Source organism: Mycobacterium sp. (assembly GCF_049278535.1).
GTDB lineage: Bacteria > Actinomycetota > Actinomycetes > Mycobacteriales > Mycobacteriaceae > Mycobacterium.
In genome coordinates this window covers 1-18547 of the sequence record NZ_JBAPMI010000188.1, presented here as the reverse complement: position 1 = coordinate 18547, position 18547 = coordinate 1, and the positions used below count along the sequence as shown (strand labels likewise).

The following is an 18547-nucleotide window of genomic DNA, read 5'->3' as shown; positions in this document are numbered from 1 at the left end:
GAGCAATGACGACGGTCGAGCAAGGTCACGCAAAGACGACCATGTCGCCGGTCGACAAGAAGTACCGCGTAATCCAGTGGGGCGTTGGCAACGTCGGAACGATAGCGCTTCGCCATTTCGCCCACAACCCTTCCTATGAACTGGTTGGCGTGCTGTGCAATCGCCCTGAGAAGGTCGGCAAGGATGCCGGCGAACTTTGCGGCAAGGCGCCGACCGGTGTGTTCGCCACCAACAACAAGGATGTTATCGAGGCACTGGACGCCGACTGCGTCTTCTATGCGCCGCTTTGGTCTGACCCCGATGAGGTCTGCCGTCTGCTGCGCGCAGGTAAGAACGTCGTCGCGTCGGGTGGCGCGTGGTGGTACCGGACCGAACACAGCCAGGCCGATATCGACAAGATCCATCAGGCGTGCCTCGAGGGTGGCACCTCGTTCCACGCCGGGGGTGTCAATCCCGGTTTCGCAGGGGACCTGCTCGTTCTCACGCTGGCTCGAATCGTGAGCCAGATCGACACGATCCACATCTACGAGGTGGTGAACTTCGGCAGGGACACCTTGAAGTACCTGTACGAGATGGGCATGGGAAGTGATCCGGACGGGTTTGAGGACGGCCCAAACCTGCTGGGGCAGGCATGGCCGCTGTTTGCACAATCGATGGCGATGATCGTCGAGGGAATGGGCAAGACAATCGACAGGTACACCACCGAGGTCGAGCTCGGGGTCGCCACCCGCGACATCCCATTCGAAGGTGGCGAGACAAGCGACATGCCGGGGTTCAAGGGCGTGATCAAGAAAGGCACCGTCGCGCGACAGCACCATAAATGGACGTCATGGGTGAACAACAAGCCGCTCGTCATCTTCCACGAGATCTACACAATGGATACATTCGATGCTATTGAGCCGCAAGAGGACTGGCCGCAGCACTATCACTACCGCATTGTTATCGAAGGTGATTCATCCACCGAGCTCATCCTGCAAGGGGCCAAGGATCCCGACGGGGGCTATGCGTTACCCGGCTACACCTGGACCGCCATGGGCCCGGCAAACGCGATTCCGGCCGTCGTGGATGCGCCGCCTGGATTCATGAGCCACAACGAACTCGGATTAATGCCACTACGCGGGGTCATTCGCCCGTAGCGCTTGCGCCGAAACGGAGTGACGTCGGTTGTTGAATACGCTGTTTCAGCGGTGTGGAGGTGGGAATCCTGCCCATCAGAAATCACATCGCTGGAGGTGGATCGTGCCAAATTCGTCGATCAAGAACGAAAAGATGTACAAGGATTTGCGAAGCGAAGGCAACTCCAAAGAGAAAGCCGCGCGCATCTCGAACGCCGCAGCTGCCCGCGGGAAGAAATCGGTAGGTCGCAAGGGCGGCAAGGCCGGCTCCTACGACGACTGGTCGGTCGCCGACCTGAAGAAGCGGGCCAAGGAACTCGGTGTGACGGGTTACTCGGGGCTGACCAAGGACAAGTTGGTCGCCAAGCTCCGCAATCACTGAATTTTCTGATTGCCGAGCTAACCCCGATAATTCGGGCCGTTTGCGGGTATCTCCTTCAATAGTGCGCCGCCAGCCCTTCGGCGCAGCTAAAAGCGAGGAGGCAGATACGTGACTGAGCGTTACACCACCACCGACGGCGGCGCCCCGGCGCCCAGCGACGAACGGTCGCTGACGATCGGACCCGACGGCCCGATCCTTCTGCAGGATCACTACCTGATCGAGCAGATGGCGCAGTTCAACAGGGAGCGCATCCCGGAACGGCAGCCGCACGCCAAGGGCGGCGGCGCCTTCGGCCATTTCGAGGTGACCAACGACGTCAGCAAGTACACCAGGGCCGCGGTATTCCAGCCGGGCACCAAAACCGACATGCTGGCCAGATTCTCCACTGTCGCCGGCGAGCGCGGCAGCCCAGACACGTGGCGCGACCCGCGCGGTTTCGCGTTGAAGTTCTACACGTCGGAGGGCAACTTCGACATGGTCGGCAACAACACACCGGTGTTCTTCATGCGCGACCCAATGAAGTTCCAGCACTTCATCCGCTCCCAAAAGCGTTTGCAGGCAAGCAATGTGCGTGATCACAACATGCAGTGGGACTTCTGGAGTCTGGTGCCGGAGTCGGCTCATCAGGTGACGTGGCTGATGGGTGACCGCGGCATCCCCAAGAGTTGGCGGCAGATGAACGGCTACAGCAGCCACACCTACAGCTGGATCAACGCCGCCGACGAGATCTTCTGGGTGAAGTACCACTTCATCACCGACCAGGGCGTCGACTTCCTCACCCAGGAGGACGCCGACCAGCTCGCCGGTGAGGATGGCGATTACCACCAGCGGGACCTCTATGACTCGATCGAGGGCGGCATTTTTCCGAGCTGGACGCTGAAAATGCAGATCATGCCGTTCGAGGAGGCCAAGACCTACCGCTTCAACCCATTCGATCTAACCAAGGTGTGGCCGCACGGCGACTATCCCTTGATCGACGTCGGCAAGATGACCCTTGACCGCAACGTCACCGACTACCACACGGAGATCGAGCAGGCGGCTTTCGAGCCCAACAACATCGTGCCCGGCACCGGCTTGAGCCCGGACAAGATGCTGCTGGCCCGTGGCTTCTCTTACTCCGACGCGCACCGGGCACGGCTGGGTGCCAACTACAAGCAGATCCCGGTCAACACGCCGCATGTGGAGGTCAACAGCTACTCCAAAGACGGCGCGATGCGGATGAAGAACGTCTCCGATCCGGTGTACGCACCCAACTCGTATGGCGGTCCGCACGCGGACCCGGCGCGGGCCGCCGAGGTGCGCTGGCAAGCCGATGGCGAGATGATCCGCGCCGCCTACACCCTGCGCGCCGAGGACGATGACTGGGGCCAGGCCGGAACCATGGTGCGTGAGGTTCTCGACGACGCGGCGCGAGACCGCTTGGTGCACAACATCGTTGGACACGTGTCTCAGGGTGTCAAGGAGCCGGTCCTGTCGCGGGTGCTCGAGTACTGGCGCAATGTGGACGCAGATCTCGGCAAGAAGGTCGAGGAGGGACTCCGGTCAGGCTAGGCTCACGCCTCCGGGCGGTGCAGTTCGTCGAACCTCGTGAGAGCGGCGTCGAGGTCGGTCTCTTCGAAGACTTCGATCCGGTTGAGCAGGTCTCCGTCGACCGTCAAAAGCACGATCTCTCGCCATTCGGCCTCGAACCCTTCTTGCGAGGTCCCAAGCGTCATCTGTGTGTTGACCGCTCCGAGGTCGGTCAAACGATGCACGGTCACGATGCTGTTTTTCATGTCTGGCGCGACGTCCCATGTGGCACGGATGTAGGCTTCCATGTCGCCGGGTCCGAAAGCTGTCACAGGCCGGTGGTCGATATTGACCCATTCCGGCGTCGTCGGCGGCATCTCGTGGCGGTTGAACGCTGTGTTGGCGTTCGCGATGACGGACCATGTGTGCGCGTGGGCGGCCGCTTCGCCAGCAAGGTACCGGGCGTCGAGTTCTACGAGGGCGGCGTCGATGTCATCGGGGTCGAACCCGACGCGTGCCACCAGGCGCCCGTCAGCGTTGATCTCGAAGACGCTGAGAAACTCGATGCCGAACGCATCAGGTGCATCTTCGCCCGAGACATACATACGAGAGAGCTCAAGGCGATCGCCGCGGGTCGCAGTGACGGTCAACGAGATATTCGTGAGTCCCAACTCAATGGCGCCCCGCATGTCCGCGATGGCGGCATCCGGACCGTATTGAATCCCGGAGTTCACGGCCCGACGGCGGTCTTCGATTGCAATGTCGTCGGCCACGATCTCGGTTAACGCATTCCAGTCCCGGGCCGTAATGAACGCCTTGAGGCGGGCATGCACTCGGCTTGCCGCGTTTTCTAGCCGCGGCGTCGGCCGACTGAGCTCGTCGAACCTTGCCAACGCGGCGTCGAGATCTGACTCGTCGAAAATTTCGCAGCGGCTGAGCAGGCTGCCTTCGACCGTGAAAACATCGATCATCCGCCACTCAGCGTTAAAGCCTTCTGGCGAGATACCTTTCAGCACGTGGGTTACGACGGCTCCTAGTTCGGTCAGCCGATGTACCGCCTCAACGGAGACTTTGCCGTCCGGGGTGACGTCCCATACGGAACGAGTTAACGCGGCCAGATCCACCGACTCGATCGTTACCAGCGGTCGATGATCTACGAACACAGAATCCGGCGTCATCGCGGGAAGTTGGTGCTGAACGAAGCTGGCGAAGCTTCCGGCAATCACCGACCAAGTGTCGGCGTAGGCGGAAGCTTCGCCGGCGACGTAGCGGGCGTCGAGTTCCTCGAAGGCGGCGTCGAAGTCGTTGGCATCGAACAGAATGGTCGCCGCGATCCGATCGTCGGCGTCGATCTCCGCGATGGCCAGCAGCTCGACGTCGAACTCCCCGTGCCTCAGGTCGCGATTCGACGAACAAACACGAGTGAGGACGAGGCGCTCTCCGCGGGTGGCGATGTCGGTCACCGTGATGTTCGACTCAACCGCGGCGAGGGCACGCATGTCTGCGATCTGGTTATCCCTGCCGTGCTGGATTCCGGCGTTTACGACGCGACGACGATCGTCGGAGGAGATGTCGGTGGCGAGCAGCCTGGCCATGGCGTCCCATTCGCGGGCCGCGTAATAACCCCAGAAGCGTTCATTGACTTGGCTTGCCGCGTTTGTTGGTCGCCGCGTTTGCGGCTGAAGTTCGTCAAAGCGGGCTATCGCGGCGCCGGTGTCTGCCTCGTCGAAGATTTCACTGCAGCAGAACAGGTCGCCTTCGATCATCGTGAGGTGGATCTCGCGCCACTCCGCCTCGAAGCCCCCTCTCGAGGTCCCGCGCAGTGCTTGGGTGACAACTGCTCCGGAGTTGCTCAACCGATGCACGGCTTCGATACGGAACGAGATGTCCGGAATTTGATCGAAAGCGGAACTGGTGAATTCGACGATGTCACCGGGCGCAAACGAAGCCAACCGACGGTGATCGGCGTCAACAAAGTCTGGCGTTCTCGCAGGCAGCTCGTGCCGGTTTAGCGCGGCATAAAGGCCTGCGATAAGCGTCCACGTGTGCGCGCGGTCGGCGGCTTCGCCGGCAAGGTAGCGAGCGTCAAGTTCCTCGAGGGCGGCGACGATGTCGTCCGGGTCGAATACGACCCGGGCCACCACCCGTTCGTCGGTGTCGATCTCAATGACGTCGAGGGCTTCGACGTGGAAGGCCTCGGCATGCTGATCCCGACCGGAGGTTCGCGCACGACTTAGGACAAGGTGCTCGCCGCGGGTCGCAACGATCTCCGACGTATGGTTCCTAACCCCGACCTCGACGACTGCCGACATCTCGGCGATCACGGCATCCCGGCCGTGTTGGGCTCCAACCCCCACTATCCGACGTCGATCGTCAGTATAGATGTCGTCGGCCAGGATCTCGGCTATGGCGCCCTCATCACGCGCCACGAAAAGATCCTGCATGCGCTCGTACACCCGTCTTGCCGCATTCTCCAACTGCGGTGTTGGTGGGCACAATTCGTCAAACCGGGCAAGCGCCGCGTCGAGGTCTGCCTCGTCGAAGATTTCGCAACCAGTGATCCGGTCGTCGTCGACGGTTAAGATGTCGATCGCCCGCCACTCGGCCTCGAAGCCTTCCGGCGAGGTGCCCGACGCCGCATGGGTTATGACCGCACCGAACCTGTTGAGCCGATGCACCGTCTCGATCCGAATGTTGAGGTCAGGCGTGAGATCCCAAATGGCGCGGAGTGTCTCGGTCATGGTGCTGGACTCGAACGGGGTAGCCCGTCGGCGATCGATGGTGACCCAGTCCGCGACGGGAAGGTCGTGCCGGTTGAACGCGGCGTAGCTTGCCGCGATAACCGACCACGTCTGCGAGTGGGCTGCTGCTTCGCCGGCGACGTATCGGGCGTCGAGTTCATTGAAGGCTGCGTCGATGTTGTCACGGTCGAAAAAGACAACTGCGGCGATCCGCCCGTCGGCGTTGATCTCGAGAACGCCGAGTGCTTCCGTGAGAAATGCTTCGGATGCGCGATCGCGGTCCGAGTAGGTGAGCCGCATGAGGGCAAGGCGGCCTCCGCGCGTCGCCACGACGGTGCTGGTGACGTTCGTGGTCCACAGGTCCGCGACTGTCCGCATGTCCGCTATCTGGGCGTCTCGACCGTGTCGTACCCCTGCGCCAACGACGCGACGGCGGTCGTCATTGGAATACTCATCGGCCAGCAATCCCGCCATCGCGTCCCAGGCTTGCGCCGCGAAAAGGGCCAAGTAGCGCTCACCTGCCTGGCTTGCGGCGTTTTCCAGTCGCGGCCTCGCCAGATTGAGCTCCTCAAAGCGGGCGAGCGCGGCGTCGAGATCTGTTTCGTCGAACATCTCAGAATGGGTGATCAAGTCGCCACTTACCGTGGAAATGCCGATCTCTCGCCACTCGGCTTGGAGACCATCTCGTGAGGTTCCACGCGCGAACCGGGTGACCACTGCTCCAATGTTGCTGAGCTGATGCACAACTTCGACGTAGACGTGCAAGTCCGGCACGAAGTTGTCGAATGTTGTGCGGAGGTATGCCTCCAGATCGCCGGGCGCGAACGCGATAGCTCGCCGGTGGTCGACATTTTCCCAATCCGACGTCGTCGGGGGCAACTCCTGGCGATTGACCCCGGCGTAGGACTTTGCGATAACCGACCAAGTCTCCGCGTGGTCGGCGGCCTCACCGGCGAGGTATCGGGCATCGAGTTCGGCGATGGCGGTATCGAAGTCGTCTAGGGCGAACACGATGATGGCAGTAGCCCGATCATCGGCGTTGACCTCGACAAGGCCGAGAACGTCGGTGATGACATTCGCTGCCGCTTGGCCGCTGTCCGTGTAGACGGAACGTACGAGGCAGAGATGACGCCCTCGGATCGCGAGAACGGTCGTCACCCCGTTGGTGAAACCGAGGTCGGCCATTGCCTGCATATTTGATAGCGCGCGATCTCGCCCATAGCGGGTTCCCGAGCCCACGATCGCACGGCGATCGTCGCTGTAGTAGTCGTCGGCCAAAGTCTCGGCGAAGCCATCCCAGTCGCGGGCCGCGAAGCATCTCCAAAACCTTTCGGCCACTTGGGTTGCCGCGTTTTCCAGCCGTCGCGTCTGCGGCTGAAGTTCGTCGAAGCAGGCGATCGCAGAGTCCAGGTCTGCCTCGTCGAATACCTCGCAACGGTTGACGATGTTGCCTTCGACCATCAAAACGTCGACCTCTCGCCACTCGGCTTCGAAGCCTTCGTGCGAAGCGCCATGTGTCACATGGGTGCAAACCGCTCCGACGTCGTTCAGGCGGTGCACCGTCTCGATGTAGATCCGCAGGTCTGTCGTGAGGTCAAACGCGGCACGGAAATAGTCGTTCAGTTCACCCGGGGCGAACGCAGCTGTCCGTCGGTGGTCGATACTGACGCAGTCCGATGTCGTCGGCGGCAACTCGTACCGGCGCATAGAAGTGAAGCCATCGCTGACGGTGGACCATACGTGCACATGCGCGGCTGCTTCGCCAGCCAGGTATCGGGCATCGAGTTCTTCGATGGCGGCGTCGAACTCGTCAAGGTCGAAAGCGACGGCTGCTGCGATCCGATCGTCTGTGTTGAGTTCTACGACGACCAGCATCTCAGCAACGAATGGCTCTAGCTCTTGATTGCGCCCCGAGTGGTGGACGTGGTTCAGCGCGAGGCGCTCGCCGCGGACCGCGATGACGGTCGGCACAGAGCGCATGAGGCCGAGGTCGACTTGCACTTGCGACATGACGATCTCGGTGTCCCGACGGTGGATCCCGCCGCCCACCACGTGACGACGATCGTCCATGGAGAAATCGGCGGCCAACATTTCTGCGATCGCGTCCCAGTCATGAGCAATGACTCGTTGTAGATAGATTCCGGCCGCTCGACTCGCCGCGTTTTCAACGGATGGTGACGAACGGTTGAGCTGGTCGAACCTGGCTATCGCCGCGTCGAGTTCTGCCTCGTCGAAGACTTCTAGACGGTTGATCAGGTCGCCTTCGACCGCGACAACGCTGATCGTCCGCCACTCGGCGTCGATGCCCTCGTGTGAGGTCTCATGCGACACGGAGATAATCACAGCGCCGCGGTTGTTCAATCGATGCACAACTTCGATGGACGAAAAGCTGCTCACGTCAGGTGCGAGTTTCCACTCGGCGAGTAAGGCGGGCAGATCGCCCGGCGCAAACGACGTCCCAAGCCGATGGTCGATGTTGACCCAATCCGGCGTCGTCCGGGGAAGTTCGCCCCGGTTGATCGCGGCGTAACCCTCCGTGATCACCGACCACGTGCCCCCGTATTCGGCGGCTTCACCCGTGCAGTAGCGGGCATCAAGCTCATCGAAGGCAGCCTCGAAGTCGTCGAGGTCGAATACGACGATCGCCGCGATTCGCTCCTCGGCGTCGATCTCGACGAGGTTCAGGCCGTCGTTTTGAATCGTGCCGGGATCGCTGCCCGACACGCGCACTCGTGAGAGGGTGAGGCGTTCGCCGCGGGTTGCCAGGGTGCCGACCATCGTCAGCGTGAAGCCGACATCAACGGTCGCCTGGGCATCTTTGATGTTGGCGTCTCGACCGTGTTGGACCCCGGCGTTGACCACCCGCCGGCGATCGTCGACGCAAACGTCCTCGGCCGTTATCTGTGCCACGACGTCCCAGTCGCCGGCCGCAACGCAGGAACAAAGGCGCTCGTACACACGTATTGCGGCGTTTTCCAGCCGCGGTGCCGGTCGGCTGAGTTCATCGAACTTATCGATCGCGGCGTCGAGGTCTGCCTCGTCGAAGAGTTCAGCACTACTGATCACGCCGTCCTCGACCGCAAAGACATCGATCATTCGCCACTCGGCATAGAGGCCCTCCCTTGAGGTCCCGGTTGCCACGTGGGTGGTGACCGCCCCGCGATCGCTTATCCGGTGAACGGTCTCTATGTAGATCCGGATCTCCGACGAGTCCTCCACCGCCGCAGCAAGGTACGACATGAGGTCTCCCGGTCCGAACGATGTAATCGGCCGGTGGTCGACGTCTACGAAGTCGGGCTTTGTCGCGGGGAGTTCGTGTCGATTCAAGGCGGCGCACGCTTGCGTGATGGCAAGCCAGGTGGGCGAGTGGGCAGCAGCCTCGCCGGCGAGGTAGCGGGCGTCGAGTTCGGCGACGGCGGCATCGAAGTCGTTGCTGTCGAACGTAATTACGACCGCAATCCGTTCGTCGGCGTCGACCTGTACGATTTGCAAGACATCGTTTTGTATCGCATCGGGATCGCGCCCCGACGCGCGAACACACACTAGAGCGAGACAGTCGCCGCGGGCCGCGATGATGCCCACCATCGTTATCGTGAAGCCGATGTCGGCCGCCGCCCGCAATTCTTCGATTCCGGCTTCGCGACCCCGTCGCATACCGGAATTGACCACTCGCCGGCGATCGTCAAGCAACTCATCGTCAGCAACCATCTCGGTTATGGCCGCCCAATCGCGGGCTTCAAAGTACTGCCACATGCGTTGGTACACCTGGGTTGCAGCGTTCTCAAGCCGCTGCCTCGTGGCCGGCTGCTCGCCCTCGAAACGCGCGTGCGCGGCGTCGAGTTCGGCGAGAGCGAGGTCCATGTCATCGGAGTCGAACCACACCTCATACACGCACAGCCCGTCCTCGTCGATCCCGAATAGCTGTAACACCTCCTGTCGCGCTGCGCCTGGGCTCACATCTGGGGTGCCATATTCCGCTCGGTAGAGGGCAAACCGCTGGCCTCGCACCGCAACAGCCTCGTGACGGTAAATAATCGTTTCCCCGGTCTCAAGGAGGCCTCTCAACTGGTGTTGCCATTTACCAGACCGAATATCTGCCGTACTGAAACCGACCATTTTGCGACGACTTTCGAAGAACCCATCGGCCGCGAAACGCCGTTCGAACTCGTCCCAATCCCCACGATCGAGACAAGCGTCGCTGCTGGCGATCGCTCGCACGCACGCATTGTCCAGCCGCGGCGTTTGTGCGCGCTGGTCCTCGAATCGGGCGTGCGCGGCGTCGAGTTCGGCGAGCGCGGCGTCCATGTCTTCGATGTCGAACTTCACTTGCAGCGCTATTCGACCTTCCTCGTCCAGGCCCGCCACCTGCAGCATCTCGTCCTGCGGCGCCCCCGAACTCAGATCTGCAGTGCCCATCTCCAGCCGGAAGAGGGCAAGACGGTCGCCGCGCACGGCCAGAGGCGTGCCGAGGTAGCGCACCATGCCCGTCTGCAGATAGCCCCGCATATCCTGGGGCCATTGGCTGGATGGGATGTCGCTACGCGGGAAGCCGACGATCTTGCGGCGACTCTCGACGGAAACATATGGGGCTAACAGCTGCTCTACCTCGTCCAAGGCCTCGCAATTGACAGCATCGATGAGCCGGCTGGCCGCCTGTACGCAGGCGTTGGACAGCTCGGGGCTCGGCACCTTGGGCGGTGCGGGTGTCTCAGGGCGCTCGCCGAAAATGCGGCGCGCCTTTTCGGTAAGTGCCGCAGCGCCTTTCCGGTCGTACAAGTTCGCCGCCCGCTCGGCGGTGGTTCGCGCCCCTGCGACGTCGCCTGCGCTGCTCAAAACCATTGCCAGTGCCAGACATGCGTCACCGTGGTCGACCAGCGCGTCGGTGCGCTCGGCGAGGTTCACCGCAGCCTCGGCTACCCGCCGGGCCTCCTTGTGATCGTCGGTGTGTGAAAGCAACTGAGCCCGGACCGTGCGCCAGGCGATCGATGGTTTTAGTGCATGTCCCGCGAGACGCTCACTCTCCGAACACAACTCGTCGGCCTCGGTATCTCGATCCAGTGCAAGACAGGCGCGGCCTAGTAGTGCGGCGGTTTCGGCGGTATCGGCGTCCAGCCCCATCCGACGAAATCCTTTGTACGCCTTACGCAGATGCGGCTCGGCTGCGGCTGGATCATCTAAGACGAGCTCGACGATGCCTGCGAACTGCTCGACCTCGAGAAGGGCATGGCGCAGGCCGAGTTCGGTGACCGTCCGCCGGGCCGAGTCAATCATTCGCCGGGCCGCCGCGGCGCGTCCGCGGAAGGCCTCCAATACGGCCTGGCACCGCGTCGACGTCGCTTCGACCGCAGGCGAATCCGTGGTGATGCGGAGTAGCCGCACCACGTCGAGACAGCGCCCGCCGGCACGCGGAACCGGGTTCGGGCCCCACAGCGCGGCGAGCGGCGCGCCGGCCAGTACCGCGTTGACTCGGCGGTGATCGCGCGCGCGACGCGCTGCCGTGAGCGCATCGTCGAGGGCGACTTCGCAGTCACCGATTCTTCCGAGGCGGGCAAGGCATGAGGCGCGAACGGTGTGGGCCTTGGCTTCGCCTGCGGGATCGTCTAATTCGGCCAGCTTGTTGGCGGCCGTGCCGAGTGCGGTTTCAACCTCGTCTAATCGCTCGGGATGGATCAGCATCGACAGCTGGCCGTCGAAGCACGTCGCCCATGCCGCTAGGCGGCCCGAATGCGTTGTTGCTTCTTGCAGCTGCGAGACCGCGCCTACCGCTGGAGCCACGTCACCCGCGGCGAGTAAAGCCTCGCAGCGCGCGACCAGCAGTTCGGCGGCCTGGTCGTCCCGGTCGGGCAACTCGTCGTCAAGCTCCTCCAACGCGTGCAGCGCGTGGTCGTACAGATCCGCGGCCCCTTCGTAACCGAGACGGGCCATCGCTTGGTCTGCGGCGCGCCGGCAATACTCAACGGCTTTGGCCGCGTTTCCCGCCCAAGCACATTCGAAGTAGTGGTGAGCCAGTTCGTCCAACAGCTCGTCGCCAGCACCGGGCTGGGCCTCCAGTGTCGTGGCGATGCGTTGATGCAGCCGCATCCGTCGTACCGAGGGCAGTTCGGCGAGCAACGACTGCCGGACGAGGGCGTGGTTGAACCGGTAGCGACCTCCGGGCTCTTCGATGACAATACCGGCCTTGCACGCCTCGTCGAAAGCGTCAACGAGATCCTGCTCGACCACTTTCTCCACCAGGTCCAGGGAGAACCGGCTCCCGACGACAGCGGCCGCACCAAGAGCTTTGTTCGTCTCCACCGTAAGCCGAGAAAGCCGGCGGCTCACGGCTTCACGGACACCCTGCGGCAACGTGCTCGGATCCCAGACACCGCCACTTTCGTCGACATGGCGCAGCGCCTCGATGAGGAAGAACGGGTTGCCACCGGTGACCGATGCCAACGCCCGCCCAAGCTCCTCGTCGTCGTAACCGGCCTCGGCGACGTATGTCGTCACGTCGTCCTCGTCTAGCCCGGTGAGCGCAAGGCGATTGGCGGTGCCGTCCCGGTGAAGGTCGGCGAGCATCGCGGCCAGCGGATGGGCACGGTCGAGGTCGGTGCTGCGGTATGTCCCGACGATCTGCACGCGGGCGTGATCACCGAAGCGCAGGAGATGCCGCAGCAGAAGCAATGTCGGCTTGGCCGCCCAGTGCAGGTCGTCGAGAATCAGCACGACGGGCGCGCTCGCGGAGGCTGTCTCCAACAGTGCGACGACTGCGTCGAAAAGTGCATAGCGTTCCGTGTCCGGGTCAGCACGAGTCGGCGCCGCAAGATCGGGTAGCACGTCGGTCAGCCCGGTAACCACTGGAAGCAGTGCTTCGACACCGCGCGTTCCCCTGAGCCGGCTGGTCCCGAGGCAGGGCACCAGCGAGCGCAGCGCTTCCGAAAATGGCTGGTATGGCGCGCCGAGATCCTCATCGCAGCGGCCGTACAACACCACCGCTCCTTGCTCGTAGGCCTGCTGCGACCACTCGCCGGCCAAGCGCGTCTTGCCCACTCCGGGCTCGCCGGCGATCAGCACCGCGTGCATGCGACCGGTGAGCGCGGTCTGCCAGGCGGACACAAGTCGTTCGAGTTCACGGCCGCGCCCAACGAACGGCCCGGCACCGGTCAGCACCGTGGGCAGAGCGGGACGCTCTATTGGCGTTTCGCTGGTCTCCCCTTGACTTTCGCGCTCGCCGGCATCGAGGCGAAGCTCGAAGACATGCTCCGGGCGGGCCAGGTTTTTCAGCTGGCGCATGCCTAAATCGCCGAGCACGACGTCGTCGGGCAGTGAGTCAATGACGAGCTCGGCGGTCGCGCCCGAGCACAGGATCTGGCCACCTATCGCGAGTGATCGCAGGCGGGCGGCGCGGTTGACCGCCCGACCGAAGTAGTCGCCGTCACGGAGCTCGACTTCGCCGGTGTGCAGTGCGATGCGGATGCGCATCGGCTCACGGATGTCCCACTGCTCGTGGGTGATTGCGTCCTGCAGCTCCAGAGCGGCCGCCGCCGCTGCCGATGGTCGCTCGAAGACCGAGAACGTGGCGTCACCCTCGCCGCGCGTCTTGATCAGCCGTCCTCCGCGCGACGTGACGACCTGCTCGACCAGTTCGTCGTGTCGTGCAAGCGCCACTGCCATCGCCGCGGCGTCTGCCTCCCAAGCGGCGGTCGATCCTTCAATGTCGGTGAGCAGAAAGGTCACTGCGCGCATTACCGATGGAAGTTGTTGTGCTACAACAACATCTAGCGTAGCATCTTGTGCGACAATGGCGGTCTCGAGTCGCCGAAGCTCTGGCCCGGGATCGATACCCAACTCGTCGGCCAGCAGCGTCCGCGCCCGTTGATAGGCGCCAAGAGCGTCACCCTGCCGGCCGACGCGGTAGAGGGCGAGCATGAGCTGGCCCCATCGCCTTTCGCGTAGCGGCGCCTCGGCCACCGCCGCCTCGAGCTCCCCGACGACCTCGGCGGCGCGGCCCGTTGCGAGGAGCGCGTCGGCGCGATCCTCCACGAGCGCAGCGTGGCCCTCGATCCAGCGCGTCTTCTCGGAGGTTCCCCGCCGACCGTCCGGCAGTTCGGGGATACCTCGCCAAAGGGCAAGTGCCTCCTCGAAGCGGGCCACCGCTTGGCTGATGTCGCCGGTCGCGGCGGCATCGCGCGCCTCTTTTGCCGCCGCTTTATAGCGTGAAGCATCGACCTCGGCTTCCTGCAGTGCCCAGCCGACGCCCTCAGTTGCCACCACACCGTCGCCGAGGACGCGACGCAATGACGAGATGTGGGTTTGTAGGGCCTTCGCGGCAGTGCGTGGCGGAGCATCGCCCCAAAGCAACTCGACCAGGGTGTCGGCCGAGACAACCGAGGCGTTGTGCAGCCCCAACATCGTGAGGACGGCGCGCGGCTTGGCGCCCGGAATCATCACGGGCTTGTCGCCTTGCCGGACCTGGAGAGGTCCCAAAACCCCCAGTTCCACGCATGGAAGCGTACTCATATCGCCCATCGTCGGGTGGGCGATTCAACGCACGGTCAAGATCGAGTAAAGGCGACCGGGCCCGGATGATGACCTCGACATCCTTGCGTGGGTGCCTTCCGACTATGGCCGTGGCGATCACCAGAATGCAAGGTCGGAAGTGATTGCGCATCACTCGATTGTCTTGTCACGCCGGTGTCTCCGAAAGTGAGTCAAACCACAAATTACCCGCGGGTAACCTACGGTGGCGTAACTTAGGCGCATGACCGAGCTGACTTACCTCGAACTGCACGGAGACCGGATCGCCTACCGAGATGTGGGTAGTGGCCCCGCCCTATTGCTGATTCATGGTATGGCCGGCAGTTCTGACACTTGGCGGGCGATCATCCCGCAATTGTCCAAGACGTACCGGGTCATCGCCCCTGACTTGCTGGGCCACGGTAAGTCCGCGAAACCGCGTGGCGACTATTCGTTGGGCGCGTTTGCGGTATGGCTGCGCGATCTTCTCGACGAACTCGGAGTGCACCGGGCAACGGTGATCGGGCAGTCCCTCGGCGGCGGCATCGCGATGCAGTTCGCCTACCAACACCGCGATTATTGCGAGCGGCTGGTCCTTATCGGCAGCGGCGGTCTGGGCCCAGACCTGAGTCCGCTGCTGCGGATCCTGTCGGCACCGGGTGCCGAGCTCGTGCTTCCGGTGGTCGCACCGCAACCGGTGCTGAACCTTGGCAACAAGCTGGGTTCGTGGCTGACGTCGACAGGGATTCGGGCACCTCGCGCAGGTCAGATGTGGCAGGCGTACTGCTCTCTTTCGGATGCAGGGGCCCGCCAGGCATTCTTGCGGACTCTGCGCTCGGTGGTGGATCACCGCGGTCAGGCCGTCAGTGCGCTGAACAAGCTTCACCTCACGGCCGATCTCCCCACCCTGCTGATCTGGGGTGATCGCGACCGGATCATCCCCGTCTCGCACGCGTACGCCGCCCATGACGCGCTGTCGGGCAGTCGCCTCGAGGTGCTCGACGGTGTTGGGCACTTCCCGCATGCCGAGGAGCCGACGGCGGTCGCGGATATCCTCGAGAACTTCATCGCCTCCACGCCGCGCCATCCGAACCTGGCGGTCCAGTGCTGATCGCGCTTGATGCGATGGGCGCGTCCGCGGCGTCAGTCCTTCTTGCTTGGGCTCATCAGATCGTCGAGTCGCGATAGAAACAGCTTGAGCATCGGTGAGGTGTTGGATCTGTTGTAGCCCACATGCGAAGCAGCCCAAACACGTGACGCGACCCGTGCGGCTTCTGCTATTTCGACGCGGATCGGGCATGGCTTGGGACCAATTACAAGCAGATCCCGGTCACTACGCCGCATGTTGAGGTCGAGAGTGAGACGTCGGACGGCGACGTGTGAGGTCGTCTGGGGCACAACGTCGTTGGACACATATCCAAGGGTGTCAGGGGGCCGGTGTTTGTCGCGAGTGTTCGAGTATTGGCGCAACATGGACCCAGATCTCGGCAAGAAGGTCGAAGAAGAGTTTCGGTCGAACTCAGCGAGTTGAAGGCCGCCTCACATCCACCTCGACCACTCAGTTATCAACCGTGACACATCGGACTAGTGTCAGCGTCGATTGCGTGCGTTGACAGGAGGAATCGATGGCAGGACGACTGGCGGGCAAGGTCGCGGTGGTCAGCGGCGGCGCCCGCGGAATGGGCGCTTCACATGTCCGCGCGCTCGTGGCTGAGGGAGCCAAGGTGGTCTTCGGCGACATCCTGGACGCCGAAGGCGAAGCGGTAGCCGCAGAGGTTGGCGACTCCGCCCGATACGTGCACCTCGACGTCACCAAACCCGACGATTGGGGGCGCGTCGTCAGCACCGCGGTGGACGGGTTCGGCGGGGTCGACATCTTGGTCAACAACGCCGGCATCATCAATGTCGGCCTGATCGAGGAATACGAACTCTCGGAATGGCATCGCATTCTCGACATCAACCTGACCGGTGTGTTCCTCGGCATCCGGGCTGTTGTCGCACCGATGAAGGCTGCGGGCAGCGGGTCGATCATCAACATCTCGTCGATCGAAGGGATGGCCGGCACGATCGCCTGTCATGGCTACACAGCCACCAAGTTCGCCGTGCGCGGGCTGACAAAATCCACGGCTCTTGAGTTGGGCCCCAGTGGAATACGGGTCAACTCGATCCATCCGGGTCTGATCAAGACACCGATGACCGAGTGGGTACCCGATGACCTCTTCCAGACCGCGCTGGGCCGTGCGGCCGAGCCCAGGGAGGTCTCCAACCTGGTGATCTACCTGGCCAGCGACGAGTCCAGCTACTCGACTGGCTCGGAGTTCGTCGTCGACGGCGGATGCACGGCAGGGCTGGGACACAAGGACTTCTCCGCGGTCGAAACCGAGCAGCAGCCAGAATGGGTCAGATAGGACGAGACTGCTCGAGATAGGTTGCCAGCGCGTTGGTCAACCCTCGGCGGGCCTCATCGAGGTCGGCGTACGAACCGAGCTGACGCTCGGAAACCAGGCCGCGCATCGCACCGGGGATCAGCGCCGCCACCTCGCGCACGCGCTGCGAGTCGACGCCCAGACCCGCGAAAGCGCTCTGGCAGGTGTCCTGCCAGCTCTTGCCCCAGGAGAACAATTCGGCAGCGGTCCGCGGATACAGGCGCTCGAGTTCGTCAGGCTCGCGGGGGAGCGCGGCCCGCAGATTCTCGATCGCACGCGAATCCGGCGACGCCAGTCCGTGATACAGCGTGTCGATGATCGCGCCCACTCGCTCGCGCAACGGCGCGTCGGGTTCGGCGCTGGTGAATGTCGACATCGTCGCCACACGGCGCTCGGCGGTGCGGTGCAGCACGGCGGACCAGAACCCGTCGACGTCGCCGAACTGATATTGCACAGCGCCCCAGGTGGCGCCGCTTTCCTTGGCGATGCGACTGGCAGACACCGCACCCGGATCCCCGGATGCCAGCGAGCGCACCGCAGCGTCGAGCATCGCTTCGCGGGTGGCCAGACCGCGCTTGTTACTGCGCCGCTGCTGCACGTCCGCGGAAGCCATGCTCTGGATGGTAGCGGTTTTGCGAGATTTTCATAGTACCCACTATGAATTTGCGGCCCAGGGCGCTAACATCCAAAGTCGTCGGCCCGAGAACGTCAGGAAGGACCCGCTGACATGGCTAAACCGCCGTTGTCGATGAAACCGACCGGCTGGTTCCAGGTGGCCTGGTCCGACGAGATCGGCGTGGGCGACGTCCACAAGATGACCTACTTCGGTCGGGAGATGGTCGCCTGGCGCTCCGACTCCGGTCAGCTGACCGTGATGAACGCCTACTGCGAGCATCTCGGGGCGCACCTGGGCTTCGGCGGCAAGGTCGTCGGCGAAATCTTGCAATGCCCGTTTCACGGATGGCAGTGGAGCCACGAGGGTCGCAATGTCTGCATTCCGTATCAGGATCGGCCCAATCGCGGCCGGCGGATCCGGACCTATCCGGTGGTGGAGCGCAATGAGTCGGTCTACATCTGGCACGACGTCGAGGGGCGCGAACCGTTCTTCGAGGCGCCGGACATCTTCGCCGGCTTCAACGACGGCAGCAGTGCCGACGGCTACTACCCACAGCAGCGGTTGTTTCGCGAGCGCTTGCAAATGCACCCGCAGTACGTGCTCGAAAACGGGGTTGACTTCGCGCATTTCAAGTACGTGCACAACACGCCGATCGTGCCCGTCTTCACCCGCCACGATTTCGCCGAACCGGTGTCCTTCGTCGACTTCACCATCACCTTCGAAGGCGACGACAACCAGAAGATCGAGGACATCGACAGCCGGGTGGAAGCCATCAACGGTGGCCTTGGCATCGCGGTGACCAAGAGTTGGGGCATGATCGACAACCGCACCATCTCGGCTATCACCCCCGTCGACGAGTCCACCTCCGACGTCCGGTTCATGGTCCACATCGGCCGCACCCCGGGCAAAGATACTGAGCGTGCCGAAACCAAGGCACGCGAATTCGGGCAGGAAGTGATTCGCCAGTTCGAGCAGGACGTCGAAATCTGGCGGCACCAACGTTATTCAGACCCACCGGCGTTGGCGACCGCCGAGTACGAGGGGTTCACCGCGATTCGCACCTGGGCCAAACAGTTCTACCCCGACGGCATCGGTGGTAGCGCCGCCGACGTCTATGCATCCCAGAAAGGCTGAAGCGAATGAATGCACCGCTGCGCGTGTTCCAAGTGGCCACCGGCAACGTCGGGTCGGAGATGATCAAGCGCATCGCATTACGGCCAGACCTGGAATTGATTGGCGTGCACTGCTATTCGCCCGACAAG

At 63.0% G+C, this 18547-nt stretch carries 8 protein-coding genes and 2 pseudogenes; 8 read left to right on the top strand and 2 right to left on the bottom strand.

Translation table 11 applies throughout. The features are described from left to right. Window positions 1-5 precede the first annotated feature (5 nt). The 3 genes from WAO18_RS12760 to WAO18_RS12750 all read left to right on the top strand — a co-directional run bounded on the left by WAO18_RS12760 (window position 6) and on the right by WAO18_RS12750 (window position 3048). On the top strand, window positions 6-1136 hold the full coding sequence (locus WAO18_RS12760; protein WP_422206633.1) for a dihydrodipicolinate reductase: 1131 nt from the start codon (window positions 6-8) through the stop codon (window positions 1134-1136). Between the two features lie 103 nt (window positions 1137-1239). Continuing rightward, window positions 1240-1497, top strand: a complete 258-nt coding sequence (locus WAO18_RS12755; protein WP_422206632.1) for a DUF7218 family protein — start codon at window positions 1240-1242, stop codon at window positions 1495-1497. A gap of 108 nt (window positions 1498-1605) precedes the next feature. Next, window positions 1606-3048: a catalase gene (locus WAO18_RS12750; RefSeq protein WP_422206631.1), complete on the top strand. Its 1443-nt coding sequence runs from the start codon at window positions 1606-1608 to the stop codon at window positions 3046-3048. A 2-nt stretch (window positions 3049-3050) separates the two neighbouring features. Here the strand turns inward: WAO18_RS12750 and WAO18_RS12745 are convergent, their stop codons facing one another. Continuing rightward, window positions 3051-14138, bottom strand: coding sequence for a BTAD domain-containing putative transcriptional regulator (locus WAO18_RS12745; protein WP_422206664.1), 11088 nt, complete (start codon window positions 14136-14138; stop codon window positions 3051-3053). A gap of 349 nt (window positions 14139-14487) precedes the next feature. Here WAO18_RS12745 and WAO18_RS12740 point away from each other — a divergent pair, with 349 nt between their 5' ends. From WAO18_RS12740 to WAO18_RS12730, 3 genes and pseudogenes are all read left to right on the top strand, one after another. Continuing rightward, window positions 14488-15354 (top strand): alpha/beta fold hydrolase, encoded by an 867-nt coding sequence (locus tag WAO18_RS12740; protein WP_422206630.1) that lies wholly within the window; start codon window positions 14488-14490, stop codon window positions 15352-15354. A gap of 158 nt (window positions 15355-15512) precedes the next feature. Next, a pseudogene (locus tag WAO18_RS12735) lies at window positions 15513-15774 on the top strand (catalase); the annotation flags it as partial. 94 nt (window positions 15775-15868) lie between these two features. Then, window positions 15869-16651, top strand: coding sequence for a glucose 1-dehydrogenase (locus WAO18_RS12730; RefSeq protein ID WP_422206629.1), 783 nt, complete (start codon window positions 15869-15871; stop codon window positions 16649-16651). Here the strand turns inward: WAO18_RS12730 and WAO18_RS12725 are convergent. Further along, window positions 16644-17219: a TetR/AcrR family transcriptional regulator gene (locus WAO18_RS12725; protein ID WP_422206663.1), complete on the bottom strand. Its 576-nt coding sequence runs from the start codon at window positions 17217-17219 to the stop codon at window positions 16644-16646. The two genes, WAO18_RS12730 and WAO18_RS12725, sit on opposite strands and share 8 nt — an antisense overlap. Window positions 17220-17396: 177 nt before the next feature. On the opposite strand from WAO18_RS12725, the gene WAO18_RS12720 reads away from it, so the two are divergent. Both WAO18_RS12720 and WAO18_RS12715 read left to right on the top strand, forming a co-directional pair. Continuing rightward, on the top strand, window positions 17397-18419 hold the full coding sequence (locus WAO18_RS12720) for a Rieske 2Fe-2S domain-containing protein (protein ID WP_422206628.1): 1023 nt from the start codon (window positions 17397-17399) through the stop codon (window positions 18417-18419). A gap of 5 nt (window positions 18420-18424) precedes the next feature. Then, a pseudogene (locus tag WAO18_RS12715) lies at window positions 18425-18547 on the top strand (dihydrodipicolinate reductase); the annotation flags it as partial.